Consider the following 22,211-nt stretch of genomic DNA (forward strand, 5'->3'; position numbering starts at 1 on the left):
AATGTAGAGGCGATTCGCGAATCGCCTCTACATTATTTAGCATTGTTATTATGCTCTTAGCCTGCGTAGGCAGGCTTTGTCTGTGTAGTCAGACCCTTTAGGGTGCGGGAATTTTTACCCTTATTTCTGCTTCAAAACCAACAAAGTAATATCATCATAAACCTTTTGTTCCCCCATAAATTTCCGGACATCTGCTAAAATAACCTCAAGAATTTCTGTAGCCGATCGCCCTTGTTGTTGACCCGCCAGTTCCGTCAGGCGGTGTAACCCATATTGCACTCCCTCGATATTTTCTGCTTCGGTAATCCCATCGGTATAGACGATCGCCACATCATTGGGGTTTAATTCAATCACCATTTCAGCCACAAACTCTCCAATATCTTCCACTAACCCCACAGGAAAGCCTAAATCAACCGTATCGATTAACTCCACTTGACCCCCGGACCGCACTAGGATAATATCTTCATGTTGTCCACTGACCACCAGTTGGCCCTGGTGATAATCTAGTAACATCAGGGACATATTTTTTTCGGACTTCATCCGTTGCAAATTGCCATAGACGGCTAAATTGAGGAGGGTCAAAAAATGCACCGAATTGCGAATATCACTTTGGAGGAGAGTGCGGACAGCCATTTGCACCATAATCATTAATACCCCGCTTTCTAACCCATGTCCCGTCACATCTCCAATGCCAATTTTTACCCCACCTTGATGTTTAATCACATCATAGTAATCTCCCCCCACTTCCGTTGCGGGTTCCATAAAAGCGGCAATCTCTAAATCCTCAATCAATTGCAACTCTTCGGCACTGGGTAAGAGCATTTGTTGCTGCTGACGAGTGACTTCTAATTCCGCCACCAATCGGACATTTTCATTTTTCAGGCGAAGTAGATTCAAATGGGTTTTAATCCGGGCTAATAATTCATCTTTTTCTACAGGTTTTGTTAGATAATCATTAGCACCTGCCTCAAATCCTGCCACTAAGTCGGACAATTGATTTTTAGCGGTTAATAATAATACCGGGAGTTCCGATGCGTGCCAGGTTTCGCGAATTTTTTGGGTGACTTCATATCCGGTCATTTTTGGCATCATTACATCGAGCAAAACTAGGTCGGGTTTAAAGCCTTTATTGAGGATTTCTAAGGCATCGATGCCATTTTTAGCTTGAATTAGGGTATAATTTTGCAAGGAGAGCATATTGACCAAAACCTGGAGGTTAATGGGTTCATCATCTACAATTAACAGTTTGGCTGACCCGTGATGAGAGGCAATCACCCGAGGTTCCAAGGGTTCGGGGTTTAAATCCGCTGTAACAAACTGTTTGAGTAAGGGCAAAGTTTCCGAGGGATTTTCGGCTTTTTCTCCCGAAAGGGGCAAAGTAAAGCTGAATTTTGACCCTTCTCCCAGGCGAGATTTCACCCCAATTTGGCCGCCATGTAATTCAACTAATTGTTTGGCGATCGCCAATCCCACTCCCGTTCCCCCATACAGTCTCCCCGTAGACCCTTCTGCTTGTTCAAAAGATTCAAAAATTCGCTCTAATTTATCCTCAGCAATCCCAATCCCTGTATCGGTAATGGTAATTTCAACTTGAGAAAACGAGGAAAGGTTTTCCAAAGAATTATCCCCCGATAGTCGCTGGGCAGAAATTTCTATTGTTCCAGTTTCGGTGAATTTAATAGCATTTCCTATCAAATTATGGAGAATTTGTTGCAAGCGATTTTCATCCGCTGTAACCGCTGGTAAATCTAAGGAAATATTATTCACCAATCTCAGGTTTTTATGTCCGACTAAGGGTAAACTGAGGGTCAACACAATTTCCACCAAGGATCGCAAGTCTATGGGTTTGAGTTGTAAGTCTAGGGTTTTGTGTTTGAGTTTGGAAAAGTCCAGCAAATCATTGACTAAATTCGATAACCGACGACCACTTGAGGAAATCATCGCTAAATTGGCGCGAGTGGTCAGGGGTAATTCTCCCGTTGCACCATCAATCAGGGATTCGGCAATGCCAATAATGCCATTAAGCGGCGTTCGCAACTCATGGGATGTATTCGCTAGAAATTCATCTTTGAGGCGATCGAGATGTTGTAATTGAATATTAGCCGTTTCCAGTCGTTGCTTTGCTTGTTCATTTTCACAAATCACCGCCGACAGGGTTAACGTTGTCAGGGAAAAGACCCCCACAAAAGATTGTAACAGGATTAACGATTCCGTGAGATTTGTGCGGATAAAAGGTCCCGAATCATTGGCAGTGGCAAAAATGGCCATCACTGACCCAATTAATAATAACAAAGTTGCTGCCCATTGTCCAAACCGAAAGACCACCCAGACCAATAAAGGCAACAACATATATTCGATAGGGTAGCCTTTAATGAAAGTAATTTGACAAATTACCAGGGTGATAAATACAAAAACCATCCCTTCCATCCATCGTTGTTTCACTTTTTGGCAAAACTCGTTAAATCCCTGCCCGAAGACTAACAAAACCGGGGCAAAAACCAGGATTCCTACCACATCTCCTATCCACCAAGTACCCCAGAGGCCGAGATAAGTGTCCCAAGAAATTCGACCGACTAGCAAAATCGTGGTCACTCCAAAAGTTGCACTGAATATGGGGCTAATTAATCCCGCAAAGACTACAAAATAGATGACATCTTTACCTCGGGAAAATAGCCTAAAATTCACTGAAAATTTATGGATAAAATAGGCGGCAGATAGGGTTTCTAGGGTGTTGCCGAGGGTAAAGCTAAAATTCATCACTAGATCCGCAAAGCCCCAAGCGGTCTGATTAAAATTGACAATGAGATTTCCTATAAACACCCCAATTGCAATTGGGTATCCCATTAATAAAACTGAGGCTAAAGCAATCCCCGACCCCGGCCAGACCGGGCTTCCACCTTCTGGGAGGGCTAGGAAGACTGCCCCCACCTCAGAAATTAGAAAATAGGTGACTGCCACGATGAGGATTTGGACGAAGGTTGTCTCCCTTTTGGTTAAGGATGCCGACACTTTTATTCCTGAATTTGATATCATAATTCCTACCGGGTTAAAAAGTAGCAGAACGATAGAATAGCTACGGGATTGAGACGGAATGAAGTAACCTGAAAATTTATGGGTAAAATCTGAACCTATTAACCAGTCAGATGATTATGAATTGCGGATTGAGAAATTCTCTACCTCTGAGCCAAAAAAACCCGGTTTCTCACCCTGACTGTACCGATGTCCGAGGAAACCATCTCGGGGGACTTGCTTTCCCTCTAATGCTGATTTTTGTCGGGTCGTGAATTTCCCCGACAAAAATCAGAAAAAATCACCGTTTTTCTGTTATACAGCTTTTGCTTGCCTTGCCTGTTTCACCATCGCAATTAAGGTGTGGTGAGCGTCTTCAGAATCGACGAGGGCATGGTCAAAGGTCACCCGAACCGGCAGGGATTTTTCCCCGATTTCCGCCGTGAGGTTCATCCCCAGGGGGTCGATCGCCAGCAGAGTTGCTGAGGTCGCATCGGGAACCTCCCCAAAGATTTGAGCATACAGCAGCACCGAATCTGCATGGTCTTCGTTCATGTGCTTGCAGATGCGATCGCTCACTTGAGCCGAAATAAGATCCGCCATCGTTTAAACTCCTGATCCGATAATTTCCAGTCAACCTGAGATTAATTATCCCTTAATTTAGAAACAATTATCCCAGCTTTTCTATTAAAGCAAAAACAAAATTAGCCGTTAACAGCCCTACCGCGATCGCCAGAATCACAAACAAGGACAAACTGAAAAAAGAGCGGAGAACCGATGGTTTTTTTGGGTTCATATCAAAAAGAGGGATAAAATTAAGCACTTTAGGATACGATGCCGACTATGGCGAACTCATCCTCGAAAACTGGGACAGGGAGGGAGAAAAAATGGGCCGTAACGCCTGTGCCATAGAGACCAGCGTTGTATCATCCATTGCCGGATAGCAAGGGAGATAGAGCAAATGCTGGAACATCTCACGGGTATTGCGCGGTTCCCTTTCCTGGTGAGTTTCCGGCGGATCCACTACCGTCATACTATTCCCCTGAGTTGCGTCAAAACCTGCATTGGCAAGAGTGGCGATCGCAATTTCCGGGTCCTCGGCCAAAATTGGGACAACCCAGTGCAGATTAGGCGAAGCAGCAACACCCGGAACCCCAATCTGGGGACAATACTCCTGCAACAACTGGATCAGGCGCTGACCCCGGTGAGTTTGTGCCGCTAACCGTTCCTCGGTATAACCCTGCAAGCGATGACGAAGTAACGCTAACAGAGGCGCACAAGGTTGATGACGCAGACGCGAGATCAACTCATCCTGGGGAAACCCCTTGACTGACTGATTCAGGAGGCGATCGTAATCAATTCCCAAGCGACGACATCCCCAGATCAATGCCGTAAATCCGGCGCGACTGGAGAGGGTTTTGAGGCCCAGATATTTCAGCAATCGACTGGTGTAATTCCGGGAATCCTGGACTGGGTAAGTCGATTGGATTTGCCGGAGACTGTCCGCGAGTTGGGGGTCACGCAGGCGCAATAACGCCCCACCCAGGGCCGTGGCAAACTTAATATTGCCAAAACTAAAACAACTCACATCCGCATCGGGATGACCCCGAAATCCCGGGGTGAATGCCTGCGCACAGTCTTCCACCAAAATCGCCCCAACGCGATCGCGCGCTGCTAAAATCGGCGCTAAATCCACCCGACCCCCAAACAAATGGGCGATAATAATCACCCGAGTTCGGGGACCAACTGCCCGATCCAAACTAGCCGGATCCGGTGCCATCGTCCTGGGGTCCAAATCAATCGGCACCGGGACCAACCCATGATGACGGACAATCGTCACCATATCGGGAATGGTCAATGCACTCATTGCCACTTCACTCCCGGGAGGCAATTGCAACCCTTGCAGCAGCAAATCCCATCCAGAACGCACGGATAAACAGGCGATTGCCTCCCCAGTCGAGTCAGAAATCCACCAGTCTTCCAGCTTCTTTTGCAACTCCTGACGCTGCGAATTCTCCACCGTCAATGCTGCACCCAGGCCATAAATTAAATCACTATAATCAATATCAAAACGTTTCCGGGACCACATTTGAGTAATCTCTTGAACTTTAACTGATTACTCTAGCGCGATCGCTCCCTAAGTGACACTGGGCCGCCAATCGTTAAAACCACCGCTTTAACGCGATCGGTCCTGAAGAAGCAACCGGCAGTGGTTAAAACCACCGCCTAACAGCAGACTGGAGATTAAATTTGCTCCTTGAGGCAAGTGGTTTTGATACCGCCAAACTCAAAAGTCTAAGAATATTTTAGCTTCTTTAAGTGGGTTCCCCCCCCAGGGGTTTTTCGTTGGGCTGTTGATTTCCTATCACAGACCGTACTGTAGAATTAAGATTATGATAGATCAATTGCTGTTCATGGAGCAGATGAATCATGATTGCAAACGTTAAATCTTCTGGAATGACGGTGGCGGAGTATCTGGCTTGGGAGGCAGAGCAACCGATTAAGCATGAGTATATTGATGGCAAGGTTTACGCGATGGCCGGATCGACGTTACCCCATAATGATATTGCTTTGAATTTGTATAGCTTACTGCGCTCTCATATTCGTGGGAAGGGTTGCCGTGTTAATGTTTCTGATGTGAAGGTTAAGGTTTCTGAGCAGGGGCCGTATTTTTATCCGGATGTGGTGGTGAGTTGTGATGAGCGCGATCGCCGGGCCATTGAAGCGATTCATTATCCTCGGCTCATTGTTGAAGTGCTTTCACCCAGTACAGGGGCATTTGATTATGGCCAGAAGTTTCAGTTTTATCGCCAAATTCCCACCTTTGAGGAATATGTATTAATTGATGCCACTCAGATCAGAATTGATCGTTATACAAAAAATGCGGCGCGCAAGTGGGAGTTAACGACTTTTCCTGAAAATGAAGAGGATTTAGCGGCTTGCCAATTAGAATTAACCAGTCTGGATTTTCGGTGTGCTTTGGAGTTGATTTATGAAGATGTGGAGTTGAAAGGCGATACAAATCTTGGGATTGAGTAAAGACATGGGATTAAGTGGGGTATTCCAACAAATAAATCATCCAAATGCTTTACTCTTGTAGCCTGCGTAGGCAGGCTTTGTCCGTATAGACCCACCCTTTCCTTACGGAACGCTACGCGAACAGGGTGCGGGTTTTTTGGAGATTTTATTTTAGGGAGTTCCCTTGGAATCTAACGATTTTTGACTATTCTTGAGAGCGATCGCCCTCAATGGCGGCAAAGGTTGCACCTCAGTCCGGTTGATTTGACCCAACACTCGCCGCGCACCGGGTAGGGGATAGCACTCCAATTTTACCCCCTACCCAACCCTCAGAAACCGGGTTTCTTACTCCCGTTCATTGGGCGGCGATCGCCGCTTTTGAATAAGCCAAGTAGGGTGGGCAGTAGCTAGAGTAGCACGGCCCACCGACATTAAAGTGGACAACGCCCTACAATTCTGAGGATTCATTTTACCGTTTTTTATCCGATTTATTTTTCCCTCGGTTAATCAATTTCTCCGTTAGCCACCACGCCCCAAATGAACAAATAATGCTCCCCAATAATCCAATCAGAAACGGATGGGGTGGGGTGAGGGGTGGTTGATTGAGATTATCCCGTTGATTCGCTGTTATGGTTGAAGGCTTCTTTTAATACTGCCTGCATCAGTTGTTCGGCGTGAGTTTGGTTTTGGGTGATTTGGCTTTCTAGTTGGTCGCAGAGGGCGAGCAGTTTGTCAATTTTCGATAACATGGCGGCCTGCTCTTCTCGTGGGGGAAGAGCGCAAACCAAATTATTCAAAGTTGGCAGTTTGATATTTGGCTGGCCTGCCATTTGGTAGGCTGCTTTCTTTATCACTGGATAGAAATATCTCAATAAAGCCCAAATGAATTTTTGGTTTTTCATTGGGTTGGGGCGAACTCCTACCATACTGTCCGGAAAACACATATCACAGCCAAGAATTCCTAAATTTCCAATTGTTCCGCCAACAATCGCAACGGCAATTGTTCCTTTTTCAAAAAGCTTGGAAGCTGCGAACCCCTTTTCGTTTAATGTTTGCTTAAAATCATTGATTAAAGAGCCTGATTCATTTAAACTTCCAATTTGTATAAAAGGGTATTCGCCACCAAAGCAAGTAGGATCATTCCTTGGCCTAATCGAAAATTTCCCTCGTTCAAAAAACGCATAGTCTCCCAACCGACACCACTCCCAACCCTTGGGCAGTTCAAATGGTTTTTCCTCATCAGTGATAGGCGGCAGCGGTTTTTGGGGTTTGATTTTCTTGGCTTTGACGAGTTGCGCTTTTTCGATGGCGATGCGTTTGAGCAGTTTGCTGGCGGGTTCCACATCGGGATTTTGCGATCGCCAGTCGGCAGTTAGCTTGCCTTCGATAGCTTCCTGCAAAATCTGTTGGCGCAGTTTTTTCAGCAGAGTTTGTTGGTGGGTGAGTTCGGATTTAAGCTCCTTGTGTTCGTTTTCGATGCACTGAAAACGCTTGAGAATAACAAGCTGCTCCTGCTTCTCCGGCAGCATGATTTCAAGCGACAAAAGATGCTTGGGTTTAATCTCAGTTTTAATACCACCCTTCACTTGTTCCTTTAACAATTGGATAAATAGTGGTGACTTCAAGAAGCGTTTGAAATACTCAACACTAATCACACTTTCATCAAAAGTGTACGAAGAATAGTGAATGGTCGCTGTGACATCCTCTTGCCCGTGATATACGCCAAGTGCACCTTTAGCAACATTGATACCAGAAATAACCAGATCGCCTGTCTTGATCAAGATCATATCAGTTTTGCTGGGCTTGTTTGCGATATGGAAGTTCCCAGAAAAATCAATTTTATCAATTCTTGGAAGCTCTGCAATTTCCTGCGAGTTAGGCTTATAGCGACCTTCTCGCTCAAACAGAAAATCGCCAACTCTTACTTTTTTCCAGGTTGCCACTACGCCAACTCCTTACGCAATTGTTCCAGCAACCGATCGCCCTTTAAAAAAGATTGATGCAGTAAGTCGAGTAATTCGCTGCTGCTGTACTGCTTTTCCTCTTCGGGGCGGTGCGGGTTTTTGATGTCGAGGTTATAGCCATTAGCCTTAATTGTATCAACATCCACCAACCAAGCCTGCTCATTCTCCTCACGATTCTCCCACCAGCTTTTCAGGGTTTTGAACTCCGCCAACTGAATCGGCTTGGTTTTCGAGTAAGCTTTGTATCCTTCCGGTAGTTGGTGTTCGTAATACCAAATTTTTTGCGTCGGCTTACCCTTCGTGAAGAATAGCAAATTGGTTGCCACTGAGGCATAGGGCTGGAATACCGAATTGGGCAACCTCACAATGGTATGCAAATTACAATCTTCCAACAGCTTCTCGCGGATACGTTGCTTCACCCCATCGCCTGTCAGTGAACCATCCGGCAACACAATAGCCGCCCGTCCACCCTCCTTCAGCAGCCGAATAATCAGAATCAAAAACAAATCCGCTGATTCTTTAGTGCGGTAGGTTTGCGGGAAATTGTTTTCATTGTTGTTGGAAACCACACCCCCAAAAGGCGGATTCGCGAGAATCACATCCACCCGATCTTTAGAGGTGTATTCAGTTAAAGGGCGTTCCAGGGAATCACCAAACCGAATATTGGGCGTAGTAACATCGTGCAGCACTAAGTTGGTATTCGCCAGCATATAAGGCAGCGGTTTATATTCCCATCCGCGCACATTCTCACCAATAGCCTCGCGCTCCGCCACAGTCTTAACAGTCGCTTTGAGATGTTCAATCACAGCAGTTAAAAAGCCACCCGTGCCGCAAGCCGGGTCGAGCACAATCTCGCCGTGAGTCGGGTCAACCATCTCCGTCATGAACTGCGTAATGGCGCGTGGGGTGTAGAACTCTCCCAGGGTGCCCGCACTTTGCAACTCGCTCAAAAAGGCTTCATAAATCTGCCCGAACAATTGCAAGTCTTTACTGTTGTTGAAATCAATCTCGTTCAGCTTGTTAATCACCTGACGGAGGTGAATGCCGGATTTCATGTAGTTGTAATTATTAGCAAACACCTCATGCACCAGCACCGCCCGCCGATTGGCTGTGGACAGGTCAATCGCTGACAGAGTTGGGAACAGCTTGCGATCTACAAACTCCAACAGCTTATCAGCCGTCATGCCTTCATCATCACCCGCCCATTCATCCCAGTGCAGTTCAGCCGGAATGGGCGAAGTGTAGTCATCGTCCATCAACTCTAGCTCTTTGTCTTTATCGCTGAAGATTTTCAGAAACAACATCCAGCCCAATTGCAGAATGCGTAACTCGTCACTGCCGGTGCCGATGTCTTTCCGCATGATGTTGCGGGTGGATTTTACGATGCCTGATACGTTTGCCATGAATTATGAATTGACCGCTCTCTTGTTAGTGCTTCACGCCGCTTGATACAGCGCTTTTTCCAGTAGGGACAAGGCTTGCAAGTAGTGCTGCTTGCCCCCAAATAATTTGATGATTTCAGTCGGGGTGCCGAACTGGTCAAAAGGGTTGACTTTCAGCACCTTGATATCTTCGATGTTTTCGATGCCTTCGTCGGCGTATTTGTTCAGCAGAGCCTCCAGCACCTTGCGCGCCTGATCACCATACTGAGTAAACACATCCCGCTTTTTGACCTGTTTGGCACGCTCGGCACGGGTGAGCGGGGGCTGATCAAAAGCCGTGTAGCAAATCATATCAAAAATGTCCATTTCCTTGCCGATGGCTTCTTTGAGGTTTTCCAGCACGATGCCTTGTTCAGTTAGCTCATCGATGATGGCCTGTTTTTTGTCAGCATTCTGCCATTTAGTGAGGAAATCATTCAGCGACTGGTATTGTTCACGCACTTTCTCACGGGTGTAATCTTTCATATTGACGGTCATCAGTTTACCATTACCGTCCATGTATTGGATGCGCTCGTTGAGAATAGCGACGTTAACACCATTGACATAGACCTTGGGGCGGCGATCGCTGATGATGTCGCCCCCGGTGATGATTTCCGGTGGCTCCCTGGACGGCTCGAAAATGACTTCTTCGCCGGTTTCGTCCGTAATGACCTCCCCTCCAGCCAGTTCGTCTTCGGGTGTTTCAAATTCATCCCCTTCACCCAGTTCTTTCACGCGCACCGGGTCGCCATCGAAATCCGGATCGGCACACAATTCGGTAACATTGCGGAAATCGAGAATCGTGAAAAAGGTTTTGCCAAATTCCACATTAATGCGAGTGCCCCGCCCGATAATCTGCTTGAACTCCGTCATGGAGTCAATATTGCTATCGAGCACAATCAGCTTACAGGTTTGGGCATCAACCCCGGTAGTCATCAACTTGGAAGTTGTGGCAATCACCGGGTAGCGTTCTTCAGGATTAAGAAAGTTATCCAACTCGCGTTTGCCTTCCTCATTATCGCCCGTAATCTGCATGACGTACTTGGGATTTTGTGCCATCAGGTCGCTGTTAGCATTAGCCAATGCAGCCCGCATCCGTTGGGCATGGTCGATATCCACACAGAATACAATAGTCTTGTCAAAACGGTTCGTCTTCGTTAGATACTCAGTGATCTTGTGAGCCACCGCCTCTGTCCGTTCATCGATCGCCAGGTTCCGGTCATAATCCTTGCGGTTGTAGATGCGGTCCTCCACCAATTGGCCGCTTTTGTCCCTTTTTCCCGCCTCGGGTCGCCAGCCTTCTAAATCCACATTCAAGCCAACGCGCAGCACCTTGTAGGGAGCGAGAAAACCATCCTCTATGCCCTGCTTGAGCGAATAGGTATAAATTGGATCACCAAAATATTCTGTACTGGAAATGGTTTCAGTTTCTTTGGGTGTAGCCGTCAGGCCGATATGGGTGGCCGTTTGGAAATAATCCAAAATTTCGCGCCAAGCGCTGTCTTCCGAAGCGCTGCCACGGTGGCACTCATCAATGATAATCAAGTCAAAAAAATTCGGGCTGAATTCGCGGTAAGCATCCTTGTCTTCATCGTAGTTGGTGAGACCTTGATAAAGCGCCAAATAGATTTCGTAGGATTTGTCGATCTTCTTGTGTTTGATCACCGTCATTTTATCTTTGAAATGACGGAAATCACCCCGGCCTGTTTGGTCAATTAATGCATTGCGGTCAGCCAAAAACAAAATCCGTTTCTTGACACCGGCCTTCCATAGGCGATAGATAATCTGAAAGGCGGTGTAGGTTTTGCCCGTGCCCGTAGCCATCGTCAGCAGAATGCGTTCCTGACCTTTGGCGATCGCCTCTACGGTGCGGTTAATGGCGATTTGCTGGTAGTATCGGGGGCTGTGGCTGATGCCGCCAAAGAAATAATCCTGGGCACTGATGCGCTCAACTTCCGGCGTGACAATGCCTTTGTAGCGTTTATAGCGTTCCCATAGTTGGTCTGGTGTGGGGAATTCATCAAGGGGGATAATTCGTTCAACGCTGCCACTAGCGGCGGTCCGGTCATGTTCATAAAACCCATCACCGTTACTGCTGAATACCGTGGGGATATCGAGAATAGTAGCGTATTCCAGTCCCTGCTGAATACCTGCCATCACCGATTGCTTGTTATTTTTAGCCTCAATGATTGCTACGGGAATATTCGGCTTATAGTAAAGTATGTAATCTGCCCGCCTGCGCTTGCCACGGGTGGTTAGGTTGCCTTTCACATAAATGCGGCCATCGGTGAAATTGACTTCTTCGCGCACCTGTTTCTGCATATCCCAGCCCGCCTTTTCCAGAGCAGGGGTGATAAACTTAGTGCAAATATCGCGTTCTGATAGATCTTTCTTGTTTGTCATTTAGTCCAAGCCTATAAACATAACGCTTTGCGCCAAATCTCGCCAAAACCCCCCCTGATACGGAATCCGGTTTTCAAAGACCTATAAAAACCCACACCCTCAAGGGTGGGTAAACACGGACAAAGCCTGCCTCAGCCCGCTATGGGATAAAAACGACTTTTAACAAGCGGATTTGGTATGATTCTCCTTTCCCCCTTCCTGCCACTGCACCGCCACCCACTCGCACACCTGGACAAAACCCTCATCCACCAACGCGATCGCCGGGTTAAGAATTTGTTCTCCCCACCGGGACCGGCGAGGACTTCTTGAATGAGGGCGAGGTCCGCCTGCGATCGGTGTTCATCCATAGCCGCCCATCGAGTAGGGGACTAGCACTCCGATTTTACCCCATTCCCAACCCTCAGCAACCGGGTTTCTTTGTTAAATCTTGGTGAAGGAATCCAAAGACTGCTAGAAACCCGGTTTCTTTTGGCCGAACCCTCACAACTCAAACTGAGAAACCCGGTGACTTGCACCTTGCTACAATGAGAAGGTGAATCCATGCCTAACCCATCACTTTATGCAACTCACCCTTGAGATTCCTGATGACATCGCTGAAACTAGCCAGTTTACTGAATCGGACTGGCTGCGAGAAATTGCGATCGCTTTGTTTCAACAAGAACGCATTTCTCTCGGTCGCGCCAGCAAAATCGCGGGACTTCATGTGATAGAATTTCAAAAACTGATTGCGAGTCGTGGCATTTGTATTCACTACGATGTTGAAGACTTTCAGGAAGACATCCAATATCTGCGTGAGCAAGGTTGGTTATGATTGTCGTTAGCGATACATCATCTCTGTGTAACCTTGCCCTAATTAACCATTTGAGCCTGTTACCGCAACTCTACCAGCTAGTAATCATTCCCCCGGTTGTTGCGGATGAGTTGGCAGTCGCACCTGACTCCAGAATCACCAATATTTTGTCCCAGCAATGGATTCAAATTCAATCCCTCAATGATTCCTCTCTAGCCGAACAATTACAGCGCACGCAAGGACTGGATCCGGGTGAATCTTACGCGATCGGCCTAGCGGTTGAACTGAAAGCTGATAGCTTGCTGATTGATGAGCGTTTAGGACGACGAGAAGCCAAAAAATTGGGAATTCCCATCATTGGCATCCTGGGAATCTTAATCCGGGCTAAACATAGCCAATTAATTGGGGAAGTTAAACCCGTGATGAATAGCCTCATCCGTGACGCAAATTTTCGAGTGAGTTCGCCACTCTATCAGGAGATTTTAGCCTTGGCCAAAGAAGAATAAAAAGCCAGTCTCTTTACAAACCTAATACCGCTTTAAAAACACTCAAAAACCGGGGTTTTCCCTCATCCCCTCGTTTTTATCCTCTACCCCCGGAGAAAGTTTCTCAGTTTCATCCTCAGAAACAGCTTGCAAAACATTGTCATACAGAGATTGATTAACCCAGTATTGAGCTTCCGTTATCATTGAATCTAACAGCGGTTTCACCTTGGGGATAATCTGGTTTTGTTTGGCTAAAATCAAAATTCCTAAAGTGCCAATCACTTTCAAATCTAAACCTTGAGCCACTTTTCTGGCTCTTTTTTCATCCAAGAAAACCCTAGTTTTTTGTTGAGTCCGTGCTAAAGCAATCACCTCCCTTTCCCCAGCATCTAATTCTAAAGAGATGGAGTCTGGCATTTCCGGCACCGACTTAACTTTAAGCCAACCGGCTTCAATTCCCTTAACAATGGTTTCAGAACTACGAAATCCTGATTCAACCGTTTCTGAGTAAACCGCTTGGGGAATGACCATCTCAACAAACAGAAATTTTAAGAGATCTAAGCGGTTAATACTGGCAAAATTAATCAAAGGTGTAGCATTACAAATAATTTTCACTATCCCACAATCCTGATTTTACCGCTTCAATATCCTCAGCTAAATCATCCTGGTCGTATTGCCGAACAATATGATTTTCCCCCAACAGTTTTTGAAATTCCCACACGGAATAATTCAATAACCGACGGGCTTGACTAAAGGTAAATATCTTGTTTTCATAAAGTTGCATGGCAACTTGTTCCAAAATTGCTCTTTCACCTTGCTCAATTAATTCGATGGGAATTTGTATATTAATAGCTTGCATCTACCATCACCTCATCATTTTATAAAGACATTCATTAATCACTCTCGCTACCTCCACCGAATACCTCACCCGGACAGCCGAGGCGTTCTTGAATCAGGGAGAGATAAGCCTGCACAGGTTGTTAATCCATAGCCTAGCACTGGGTAGGATATAGCATCCCTATTTTACCCCATCCCCGCGACTGGTGAAACCGGATTTCTTTTTTAAATCTTGGTGAAGGAATAGAGATGCTGCCAGAAACCCGGTTTCTGACCCTCACTATTAACTCCCAAGCCCAAGAAACCGGGTTTATGCGTCAACTTTTGCAACTTATCAAAAATCTGGATAAGAAACCCGGTTTCTAACCCTCATTATTAACTTTCAAGCTCAAGAAACCGGGTTTATGCGTCAACTTCTGCCAAGAAGAACCCCACCCTAACCCTCCCCTTGGCAAGGGGAGGGGACCGGAAGTAATAGATTTATCGGGGTTTGCCGAGGGTGGTGATATACAGGACTGCTTCATCAGCAGGAATGCCGAGAACTTCATTGACGCGATCGTCAAAAAATCCGCCGATGCCACTGACTCCTAATCCCATATAAATCGCCCCCAGATTCAGCCGTTGTCCCAGATGTCCCGCATCCAGGTGCAAGTACCGATAAACCCGATCGCCATATTTTGCGATCGCCTTCTTTAAATCTGCGGTATGAAACACCAACGCCGAGGCATCTCGTCCCAAATCTTGACCTAGACACAGATAATGCAATTCCCGGCGGAAATTTTTAAACCGCACTTGCCGCAGTTCCTCCGCTTTCGGCGCGTAATAATAACAGCCTTCATCTAAACCTGTTACCGAGGAAACGGCAATAAAGGTTTGAATATCCTCTAAATCAAAAAAGTCGGGATACGCATCTAAATTCTGATAGGTGTAATGTTCTGAATGATAGGTAAAATCCAACAATGCTTTGAGCTCATCAAAGGACAGCGGTGCCCCTGAATAGGCACGAGTTGAACGCCGTTTCAAAATTGTATTTTCCAGACCTTCTAAATTAGTTCGCCAGTCAATTGGGCGGGTTTTAGTCGAGACTTTACTACAGAAAGGGAAGTTATATTTATCCTCCTCTGGTTCTTCCTCGTCGCTGAGAGACCACCCCCCGATTCCTGTCTTGTCGGAGTTGATTTTAGTCGCCTGATGGCAGTATTCCAGCAATTCCCCATCGGGAATCGTGGGATAGTCCGTTTGGGTTGCCGAAGGTAAGGCGGTGCGATATTTCGGCAGATTTTGGTCGATATCGAGTAAATCCGCTAGGGGGATAAAGGTGATTAAGGATTCGTGAGTGGGGTCGAGGTAAAGCAACTCGTTGAGTGCATCATCGTTAAATCCGGCGATCGGGTGAGGTCGGTAGTCCGTTAAGGATGCCGCGAGTTCGAGATTGCCCAGCAGATGCCCTGTATCCAGAAAAATCCGGCGATAGGCGCGGTCTTGGTAACGCCAAGCGGACCGGAAGAACACTGCGCTGGTGGCGATCGCTAGTCTGGTATGTTCTAACGCAGGATGCCAAAAGGTCGCCGCTTGTAAGGCAGGCCACACATCGCTATCCCAAAATCGAATTAAAGAATGATTTTGGGCTTGATAGTTATACAAACCGGGGGGTAATTGCGGGGTTCCCTTGGAAAGTAAGTACACTTCGGCAGGGTACAGTCCTCCGGCAGAGGGTGCGGATCTTAAATAAATTTGACTTCCGGTCATGGTTGCCAGCTTCGCGGTTAAACCATAGGTGCAAAATAGCAACCGTGATAGTCGGGTTAACCCCTTGCGGGCCAAATCTTTCCCCCCATCGGGTTCTTTTTTCAGATAGGGTTTGAGGTCAATGGTGGCCCCGATTTTATATTCTTTGAAGGGGACCGGCTGATTTTCCCAGTCGAGTTGATGACTTTTGGCCCCTAGGGTATCGGGATCGTATTTGGTGCGATCGTGATAATGCTGGGCGATGGAGAGTGGCAGTTCTGACATAAGTTTGAGTCAAGTATGGAGGAACAGTCTTCATTTCATCCTCGATCTTGACATCCCTGAGTCCCAAATTTGCTGCACTCTCGATAAACCTCCAAGGTTGAAGAGGCCAGTTCCCTTCCACTGCAAGCGGTTACAGGGTTTTTTCTACTGCTGAGGCAGATTTTCTGCCAAAGATTAAGATAATGTTAGTTAGTTTACCGTTTTGCCTGATTCTCTCTAAAATTAAGTAGAAATACTCCATCACAAAACTGATTCAGTTTTTTCAGTCCCACCCCCAGAGGAAGTGCAGCAAAATCCCCCTATCTTCCCCATCCCCCTATCTTCCCCATCCCCCCTATCTTCCCCATCCCCTTATCTTCCCTATCTTCCCTATCTCCCCATCCCCCTATCTTCCCCATCCCCCTATCTTCCCCATCCCCCCTATCTCCCCCATTTCCCCACCCTCCCCTATCTTTTCTTAAAAACATGGTCCCGCGCTGGCTATTAGAATGGTGCTGTCTGGCAATTGTGGTTATGGTCCCTGGGTCTTGGTGGATTTATAGATCCATAGAACCAAAACCCTTTGCTTTACCGAAATCCGCCAAAAATGAACCTTGGGCCGTCCAAAGTGGGCTAAAAATTGCTAAATTGCGCGATCGCGTTCCGACGGTGGACCGCGTGGTCTTGGTCCCTGATGAGGCGACCTTTCTCTTCGCGATTCGCCAATGGAGTCTCCAGGGTCGCTGGCCGATTTTAATTGAAGATACTCAATATACAAAGCTGTTTCTCGATCGCTTCCAACCCCAGGAAGTGATTCGCTTACCGGCAGTGAATACGCCCTTACCCACGGGTTTAGCTTTGCGACAAGGGATGCAAAATGCCGTTGCTGCTGCCTGGGATGCCCCTAATCGCTTTTCCCTCAACAGTCAATGGGACAATTTGGGATGGGAACCCCCAGGGGCAGTCGTCACCTCTGGAACGGACCCCGCATGGCCTGCGGCAGTGGCTTTAGCCAGCGATCGCGGTCAGCCTTTGGTGTTTTTAGAAGGGGATTTCGGACAAGTCAATGAACGCTTAGACCAAGGCACTTGGACAGTTTTAAAAACCGAGATAGAAACTCTGGTCAAAGGAAGCGGATATGCCTACGATACCCTGGGAGATGCGATCGATACGGTGACCCTGGTCAAAGAATTAGCGGTTAAATATGAATCTTCTCAAAATGCTAAGGTAGATTTAGCCGTAACTGACGGATTAGGACGCCATGAAACTGGCGATCGCTGGGCAGCGGTCGGCTGGATTTATGGAACTCCTGCCCGGGCGGTGTATCAAGCCATGTCCGCTATTTTTATCGATGCTGAAACTGCCCTATTTTATGATAGCTATCCCAAAGAAGAACCCTGGATTCAATATGAAATGAACCAAGCGGCGGTTTTGGTGTCTGAAATTGGCCTGAATGTTCAAGTCATTCAACGACCCCAAGCTACTGTAGAAACCTGGAAAAACTTGAAGGAAACAGACCTGAATTTTGATACGATCTGGGTGAATTCTAAAGGAATGTCTACGGTATTTGCGGCAGGAGGAGGAGATGCATCGGTGGAGGATATTCCGCAACTGAAATACCCGGCGATCGTGCATTTTATTCACAGTTGGTCCGCCACCACTCCCGGCGATCGCAATACCGTCGCGGGTCGCTGGCTAGAAAATGGCGCATATTTATATGTAGGAAGTGTCCATGAACCCTTCTTACACGCCTTTATCCCCCCCTCTCTCCTCGCCCGCCGCCTCAAACGAAGCACCCCATTCCTGATTGCCGCCCGTCAACTTGAATCCCCACCCTGGAAAATCACCACCATCGGCGACCCCCTCGCCATCATCTCTAAACCCAGGGTCCGTCTCAATCCGAGTCAACTCCCCTTACCCACTCCTTAATCATACGGAATCTGATTTTAAAAGGTTTGCTGTAGCCCGCACCCTTAAGGGTGGGGCTACAGGCACAAAGCCCGCCTGCGCGGGCTAAAAACTGTAGGGGCAATTCACGAATTGCCCCTACAGGTAAGGTTGTTTCTCCAAATATGCGTAAGTCTTGAAAAATTAACTCTAGCCCGCGCAGGCGGGCTTTGTTTGTATAGCCAGACCCTTTTGGCTGTGGGTTTAGCCCCGATCGCCCTCCCCAGGAGAATCCCTTTTTTCCCGTTGTTCTATCTGCCTGTGGGCCCGTTCCTTACCCTCTATAGCCGCCTGATAATTGGGTTGATATCGCAACGCCCGATCATAGGCCAAAATCGCCTCTTGATACTGCCCTAAAGTGGATAACCCATTCCCTTTCCCATACCAAGATTCAGCATGATCCGGCTTCAAATAAGCCGCCTCATTATAGGAAGAAACCGCTTCCTGATATCGCTTCAAATTATAAAGCGCATTTCCCTGGTTGTACCAAGCGCGATAGTCCGTTTTCTTCAAGTTGATCGCCTGATTATAAGCCTCGATCGCCTGTTCATAGCGGCGTAGCTGGTGCAAAGCCCACCCCAAATTATACCAGGCTTCCTGATAGACCGACTGAATTTTAACCGCCTGTTCATAAGATTTAGCGGCTTCAGAATAGTCATTAGACTTCATTAAGGCATTTCCGCGACTGTACCAAGCTTGAGCATAATTCGGCTGAAATCGCACCGCTTTATCATAAGACTCTACGGCTTCTTTTTCTTGATTCAATTGCATTAAGACATTTCCGCGATTATACCATCCCACGGCATAATCAAACTGATATTCTACAGATTTATCATAGGATTTTAAGGCCGCTTCGTAATCTTTCAATTGATGAAAAGCCCATCCCCGGGCATACCAGGCTTCTGAGGAGTCCGGTTGAAATTCTAAGGCTTGATCATAAGCGGCGATCGCCTCTTCATATCGCTGCAAACTCAGTAAGGTATTGCCCTTGCCATTCCATGCCTCAGCGGATTCCGGAACCAATTCTAAGGCTTTTTCAAAACTGGCGATCGCCCCGTCATACCGCTGCAATTTATTTAAAACATCCCCACGGCGAATCCAAGCATCCAGATATTGGGGATTCAATTGAATAGCGTGATCGTAAGCCTCCATCGCTGCTTCATTCTGATTTAATCGAGAGAGGGTATCCCCTTTTTCTTTCCAGGCTTCTACATAATCCGCCTTAATTTCAATGGCATTTTCATAGTGTTTTAAGGCATCTTCATACCGGCTTAAATGATATAAGGTATGCCCTTGCTGGTACAACTCACTGGCATTTACTGATTTGATTTTATTCCAAACAAAAACAGAACCCGCAATCATTCCCGCCCCAATCATACCGCAGGAAATCACCCCTAAAACCCATTGATTTTTAGAAAAATTAAAGCGAGGTTGAGGCAGCGGCGCAACCCCAGGGACCGAAACTGTCATCATCGTGGGCTTTTCTAAATCGGCGATCGCCTGTAATGCCTCCGTTGCTGAACCATAACGTTCCCGGAAATCGTACCGGACCATCCGTTCTAATACCTTGATAAATTCCGGACTCACCTCCACCAATTCCGCAACCTTGATTTCTTCCGTCTCTGGATCTTTCGGAAATTCATGAGGTAATAAACCCGAAAGGGCTTGCAAGGCAACAATTCCCACCGCATAAATATCACTACTCGGTTTGGGAAAGCCATTGGCTTGTTCACAGGGTAAATAACCGGGAGTGCCAATACAGACACTAAATCCCGGTTTACCATTTGGATTTAGCAGTTCGGTAGTAATTTGTTTAACCGCACCAAAATCAATTAAAACTAATTTTTTATCGGAATTCCGGCGGAGAATATTGCGCGGATTAATATCCCGATGAATGACATTTCTACTCTGAACAAATTTTAAAATTTCTAACAATTCTTGGATTAAATCCAGGGTAGCTTTTTCATCCAGCTTTTCCCCAGGCGTCAATTCATGACTGAGATCCTGACCTTCAATATACTCCTGAACCAGATAGAATTCTTGGTTTTCTTCAAAATAGGCGAACAATTTGGGAATGCGATCGTGCCCTCCCAACTCATGCAGGGATTGCGCTTCTGTATCGAATAACCGTCGGGCAATTTGCAGGGTGTTCGGATCCGTAGACTGGGGCTTTAATTGCTTGACTACGCAAGGGGCAGCCCCGGGAAGGTGGCAATCCTGCGCGATAAAAGTTGCCCCAAAACCCCCGCTTCCCAAGGAGTTGATAATCTTGTAACGTCCACCGAGAGTTGTTCCGAGCATGATTCCGAGCATGATTCGTTACGGCGAGGGTAGAAACGGGCTATTCTAGCATTTGACTCATTTTGCCATAGGTTAAACAAATGAGCAACCTGGGACCTAGGTGGGAGAGTGGAGGGATTTAGAGGGGAGATTGGGTCCAGAATTGCTGCCCCAAATTACTGAACAGAATAAGACCAGAGAACGACTGAAGTTGTTACTACAAACGAGGGGAAGTTTTTTGATTTTTCTGAATTAATTTTAAGTCGCCACTATAAAAGGAGAAAGGCGCAAGGATAACCTTGCGCCTTTTTGATAACATCCCCTCTTTTTAAAAGGAGTTGGGGTGAATTTGTGCGGATTTTATGCCCCAGCTAGGAAAAGTTCGACTGCATTGCCTGCCTCTTCTTCGGGGAAGAGTTCTTCCACTCGGCTTTGGATTTGGGCGTGGCGTTCGACGCCTTCAAAGGCGTAACGGTTGTAACCATTGCGCTGGATTAACTCTTCCAAATAGCGGAGGCGATCGCTAGAGGCGGGGTGAGAAGATAACCAGTTTAAAATCCCTCGACTACCGCCATCTAATTCCGTGAAGGTTTCCATCAGGTTGCGTAAACCATCGGCGGCATAATTGCTATTCGCTAAGACTCTTGAGCCTAAAACATCGGCTTGTCGTTCGTTTTGGCGGCTGTAAGCGCGACCGACTAGGGCAGCAATTAAATCCCCCATTGGCACAACCCGATTTAAGTTAGAAAGTAGGGCACTTTGAACCACGCGCTGATAGCCATGAGACAACACAGCATGAGCCACTTCATGACCCAGTAAACCAGCCAGTTCGGCTTCGCTGTTAATTTTTTGGAGTGCGCCGGTATTCACGAACACTTTACCACCGGGAAGGGCAAAGGCATTGAGATTTTTGTCTTTGACCACGAAGAATTCATACTCAAATTCATCCCGTCCCATCAATTTAGCCATTTTCAGACCCACTTCATTGACGTAACTGACGATAGCCGGGTCATCGACCATTGGTAATTGCTTTTGGAAAGATTCCGCCAGTTGATTACCAAATGAGGCTTCTCCTTGCATCAACAGCATGGTGAGTTGAAGGGCGGGGATGGTTCCGGCAACGTTTCCCGTGAGGAGTAAATCCCCGATGGAGAGTGCGCCGGTGACGAGGGTTTGACCGATTAAGCGGCGGCGAATTCCAGAACGGTAACGACCTAAATCATCATCAGCGATCGCCTTAAATTCGGCAGCTTGAGGATGTTCCGGATACAGCACTGCAAATTGCCTTGCCGCAATGGAAGATTCCAACCATTTCTCTTCCATTTGTAAGGCCAAAATTTCCGCTTGAATTAATCCCGGTTCGTTGGGATAAAGAGTGGTAGCGCGTTCTAAAACAGCTAGGGCTTCGTCTCCTCTTCCGTACTGTTGTAAGGCTTGGACGAGCAATACATGACCGGGAATAAATTCCGGATGTTTTTCGACTAATTGCTGTAACGGGACAAAAATTCGGGTTTCTAACTGTTGTTCAAATCCCGCTTGTGCTTCGCGCCAATAGACTCGACCCGCGCCGGATAATTGTTCAGGATCGCTGATGGGTTGAGCGATCGCCTGTTCCCCTCGCGGTTGGGAAAACTCCCCTTTTACCTGGCGATAAAGTTGTTCTGCCCCTTGGGTGTCTCCGGCGAGGAAGAGGCGATCGGCTTCCACGAGGGTATTAAATTCTGGGGTTCCCGGCTCGAAAGCCAGTTCCAGCATTTGTTTTAAACTGGAGAAAGTGGGGATTTTGCTCTGAGGTGCAGTTACCCCGGTAGGTGGCAAGGTTGAGTAAGCGGGTGCAAAGGTCAGCAACAAATTCATGCTGAGGAATAAAGCCACTCCAACTGTTGCCCATAGCGCGTGCCGAAATCGTTTCATTGGGGGGGTTCCTCTCGATTGGGTAAGGGATGATGATAGGGTTTCACGCTTTAGCCCGCACCCTCAAGGCTGGGGCTATACGGACAAAGCCCGCCTACGCGGGCTAAGAGAGAAAACAGGTCTTTGACAATGGGATTTGGTATTAGCTTCT

At 47.0% G+C, this 22,211-nt stretch carries 16 protein-coding genes; 4 read left to right on the forward strand and 12 right to left on the reverse strand.

Annotated features, from left to right (window positions below; all coding sequences use genetic code 11):
- Window positions 1–120: 120 nt before the first annotated feature.
- The 4 genes from NG792_RS25385 to NG792_RS25400 form a co-directional block, all read right to left on the reverse strand.
- On the reverse strand, window positions 121–3,033 hold the full coding sequence (locus NG792_RS25385) for an MASE1 domain-containing protein (protein ID WP_261237240.1): 2,913 nt from the start codon (window positions 3,031–3,033) through the stop codon (window positions 121–123).
- A 291-nt stretch (window positions 3,034–3,324) separates the two neighbouring features.
- Window positions 3,325–3,612: a DUF2470 domain-containing protein gene (locus NG792_RS25390; RefSeq protein ID WP_261198604.1), complete on the reverse strand. Its 288-nt coding sequence runs from the start codon at window positions 3,610–3,612 to the stop codon at window positions 3,325–3,327.
- A 67-nt stretch (window positions 3,613–3,679) separates the two neighbouring features.
- The gene (locus tag NG792_RS25395; RefSeq protein ID WP_261237241.1) at window positions 3,680–3,805 is read right to left on the reverse strand and encodes a hypothetical protein; all 126 of its coding nucleotides are present in this window, start codon (window positions 3,803–3,805) and stop codon (window positions 3,680–3,682) included.
- A 45-nt stretch (window positions 3,806–3,850) separates the two neighbouring features.
- Window positions 3,851–5,098, reverse strand: a complete 1,248-nt coding sequence (locus tag NG792_RS25400) for a DegT/DnrJ/EryC1/StrS family aminotransferase (RefSeq protein ID WP_261237243.1) — start codon at window positions 5,096–5,098, stop codon at window positions 3,851–3,853.
- Window positions 5,099–5,439: 341 nt separating this feature from the next.
- Here NG792_RS25400 and NG792_RS25405 point away from each other — a divergent pair, with 341 nt between their 5' ends.
- Window positions 5,440–6,048, forward strand: a complete 609-nt coding sequence (locus NG792_RS25405) for a Uma2 family endonuclease (protein WP_261237244.1) — start codon at window positions 5,440–5,442, stop codon at window positions 6,046–6,048.
- A 587-nt stretch (window positions 6,049–6,635) separates the two neighbouring features.
- Here the strand turns inward: NG792_RS25405 and NG792_RS25410 are convergent.
- Genes NG792_RS25410 through hsdR form a run of 3 tightly spaced genes read right to left on the reverse strand, consistent with a single transcriptional unit; the run spans window position 6,636 to window position 11,815 of the window.
- Window positions 6,636–7,970, reverse strand: a complete 1,335-nt coding sequence (locus NG792_RS25410) for a restriction endonuclease subunit S (RefSeq protein ID WP_261237245.1) — start codon at window positions 7,968–7,970, stop codon at window positions 6,636–6,638.
- Window positions 7,970–9,394 (reverse strand): class I SAM-dependent DNA methyltransferase, encoded by a 1,425-nt coding sequence (locus NG792_RS25415; protein WP_261237246.1) that lies wholly within the window; start codon window positions 9,392–9,394, stop codon window positions 7,970–7,972. Before NG792_RS25415 ends, NG792_RS25410 begins: the two co-directional genes overlap by 1 nt.
- Window positions 9,395–9,427: 33 nt before the next feature.
- Window positions 9,428–11,815: an EcoAI/FtnUII family type I restriction enzme subunit R gene (gene hsdR / locus NG792_RS25420; RefSeq protein WP_261237247.1), complete on the reverse strand. Its 2,388-nt coding sequence runs from the start codon at window positions 11,813–11,815 to the stop codon at window positions 9,428–9,430.
- Window positions 11,816–12,374: 559 nt separating this feature from the next.
- On the opposite strand from hsdR, the gene NG792_RS25425 reads away from it, so the two are divergent.
- Entirely contained in the window at window positions 12,375–12,626 is a 252-nt protein-coding gene (locus tag NG792_RS25425) for a UPF0175 family protein (protein WP_261198612.1), read from the forward strand.
- The gene (locus tag NG792_RS25430; protein WP_261198613.1) at window positions 12,623–13,111 is read left to right on the forward strand and encodes a PIN domain-containing protein; all 489 of its coding nucleotides are present in this window, start codon (window positions 12,623–12,625) and stop codon (window positions 13,109–13,111) included. The genes NG792_RS25425 and NG792_RS25430 overlap by 4 nt, the downstream gene beginning before the upstream one ends.
- Window positions 13,112–13,153: 42 nt before the next feature.
- Here NG792_RS25430 and NG792_RS25435 read toward each other — a convergent pair whose 3' ends face one another.
- The 3 genes from NG792_RS25435 to NG792_RS25445 form a co-directional block, all read right to left on the reverse strand.
- Window positions 13,154–13,705, reverse strand: a complete 552-nt coding sequence (locus tag NG792_RS25435) for a PIN domain-containing protein (protein ID WP_261237248.1) — start codon at window positions 13,703–13,705, stop codon at window positions 13,154–13,156.
- Window positions 13,689–13,949: a UPF0175 family protein gene (locus tag NG792_RS25440; protein WP_261198615.1), complete on the reverse strand. Its 261-nt coding sequence runs from the start codon at window positions 13,947–13,949 to the stop codon at window positions 13,689–13,691. Before NG792_RS25440 ends, NG792_RS25435 begins: the two co-directional genes overlap by 17 nt.
- 458 nt (window positions 13,950–14,407) lie before the next feature.
- On the reverse strand, window positions 14,408–15,940 hold the full coding sequence (locus NG792_RS25445; RefSeq protein WP_261237250.1) for a SagB/ThcOx family dehydrogenase: 1,533 nt from the start codon (window positions 15,938–15,940) through the stop codon (window positions 14,408–14,410).
- A 465-nt stretch (window positions 15,941–16,405) separates the two neighbouring features.
- On the opposite strand from NG792_RS25445, the gene NG792_RS25450 reads away from it, so the two are divergent.
- Entirely contained in the window at window positions 16,406–17,848 is a 1,443-nt protein-coding gene (locus tag NG792_RS25450) for a hypothetical protein (RefSeq protein WP_261237251.1), read from the forward strand.
- Window positions 17,849–18,070: 222 nt separating this feature from the next.
- Here NG792_RS25450 and NG792_RS25455 read toward each other — a convergent pair whose 3' ends face one another.
- Window positions 18,071–20,167, reverse strand: coding sequence for a serine/threonine-protein kinase (locus NG792_RS25455; protein WP_261237253.1), 2,097 nt, complete (start codon window positions 20,165–20,167; stop codon window positions 18,071–18,073).
- A gap of 339 nt (window positions 20,168–20,506) precedes the next feature.
- Complete coding sequence (locus tag NG792_RS25460; RefSeq protein WP_261198619.1) at window positions 20,507–22,060, reverse strand: M48 family metallopeptidase; 1,554 nt, start codon at window positions 22,058–22,060, stop codon at window positions 20,507–20,509.
- Between the last annotated feature and the right edge of the window lie 151 nt (window positions 22,061–22,211).

The sequence above is a fragment of the Laspinema olomoucense D3b genome (assembly GCF_025370785.1).
Taxonomy (GTDB): Bacteria; Cyanobacteriota; Cyanobacteriia; order Cyanobacteriales; family Laspinemataceae; genus Laspinema; species Laspinema olomoucense.

Bases quoted from the DNA above. Each gene is read 5' to 3' on its own strand.
- NG792_RS25460 (WP_261198619.1), bottom strand. From the start codon at position 22,060: ATGAAACGATTTCGGCACGCGCTATGGGCAACAGTTGGAGTGGCTTTA.
- NG792_RS25415 (WP_261237246.1), bottom strand. From the start codon at position 9,394: ATGGCAAACGTATCAGGCATCGTAAAATCCACCCGCAACATCATGCGG.
- NG792_RS25425 (WP_261198612.1), top strand. From the start codon at position 12,375: ATGCAACTCACCCTTGAGATTCCTGATGACATCGCTGAAACTAGCCAG.
- hsdR (WP_261237247.1), bottom strand. From the start codon at position 11,815: ATGACAAACAAGAAAGATCTATCAGAACGCGATATTTGCACTAAGTTT.
- NG792_RS25390 (WP_261198604.1), bottom strand. From the start codon at position 3,612: ATGGCGGATCTTATTTCGGCTCAAGTGAGCGATCGCATCTGCAAGCAC.
- NG792_RS25395 (WP_261237241.1), bottom strand. From the start codon at position 3,805: ATGAACCCAAAAAAACCATCGGTTCTCCGCTCTTTTTTCAGTTTGTCC.
- NG792_RS25400 (WP_261237243.1), bottom strand. From the start codon at position 5,098: ATGTGGTCCCGGAAACGTTTTGATATTGATTATAGTGATTTAATTTAT.
- NG792_RS25440 (WP_261198615.1), bottom strand. From the start codon at position 13,949: ATGCAAGCTATTAATATACAAATTCCCATCGAATTAATTGAGCAAGGT.
- NG792_RS25455 (WP_261237253.1), bottom strand. From the start codon at position 20,167: ATGCTCGGAACAACTCTCGGTGGACGTTACAAGATTATCAACTCCTTG.
- NG792_RS25450 (WP_261237251.1), top strand. From the start codon at position 16,406: ATGGTCCCGCGCTGGCTATTAGAATGGTGCTGTCTGGCAATTGTGGTT.
- NG792_RS25405 (WP_261237244.1), top strand. From the start codon at position 5,440: ATGATTGCAAACGTTAAATCTTCTGGAATGACGGTGGCGGAGTATCTG.
- NG792_RS25430 (WP_261198613.1), top strand. From the start codon at position 12,623: ATGATTGTCGTTAGCGATACATCATCTCTGTGTAACCTTGCCCTAATT.
- NG792_RS25445 (WP_261237250.1), bottom strand. From the start codon at position 15,940: ATGTCAGAACTGCCACTCTCCATCGCCCAGCATTATCACGATCGCACC.
- NG792_RS25385 (WP_261237240.1), bottom strand. From the start codon at position 3,033: ATGATATCAAATTCAGGAATAAAAGTGTCGGCATCCTTAACCAAAAGG.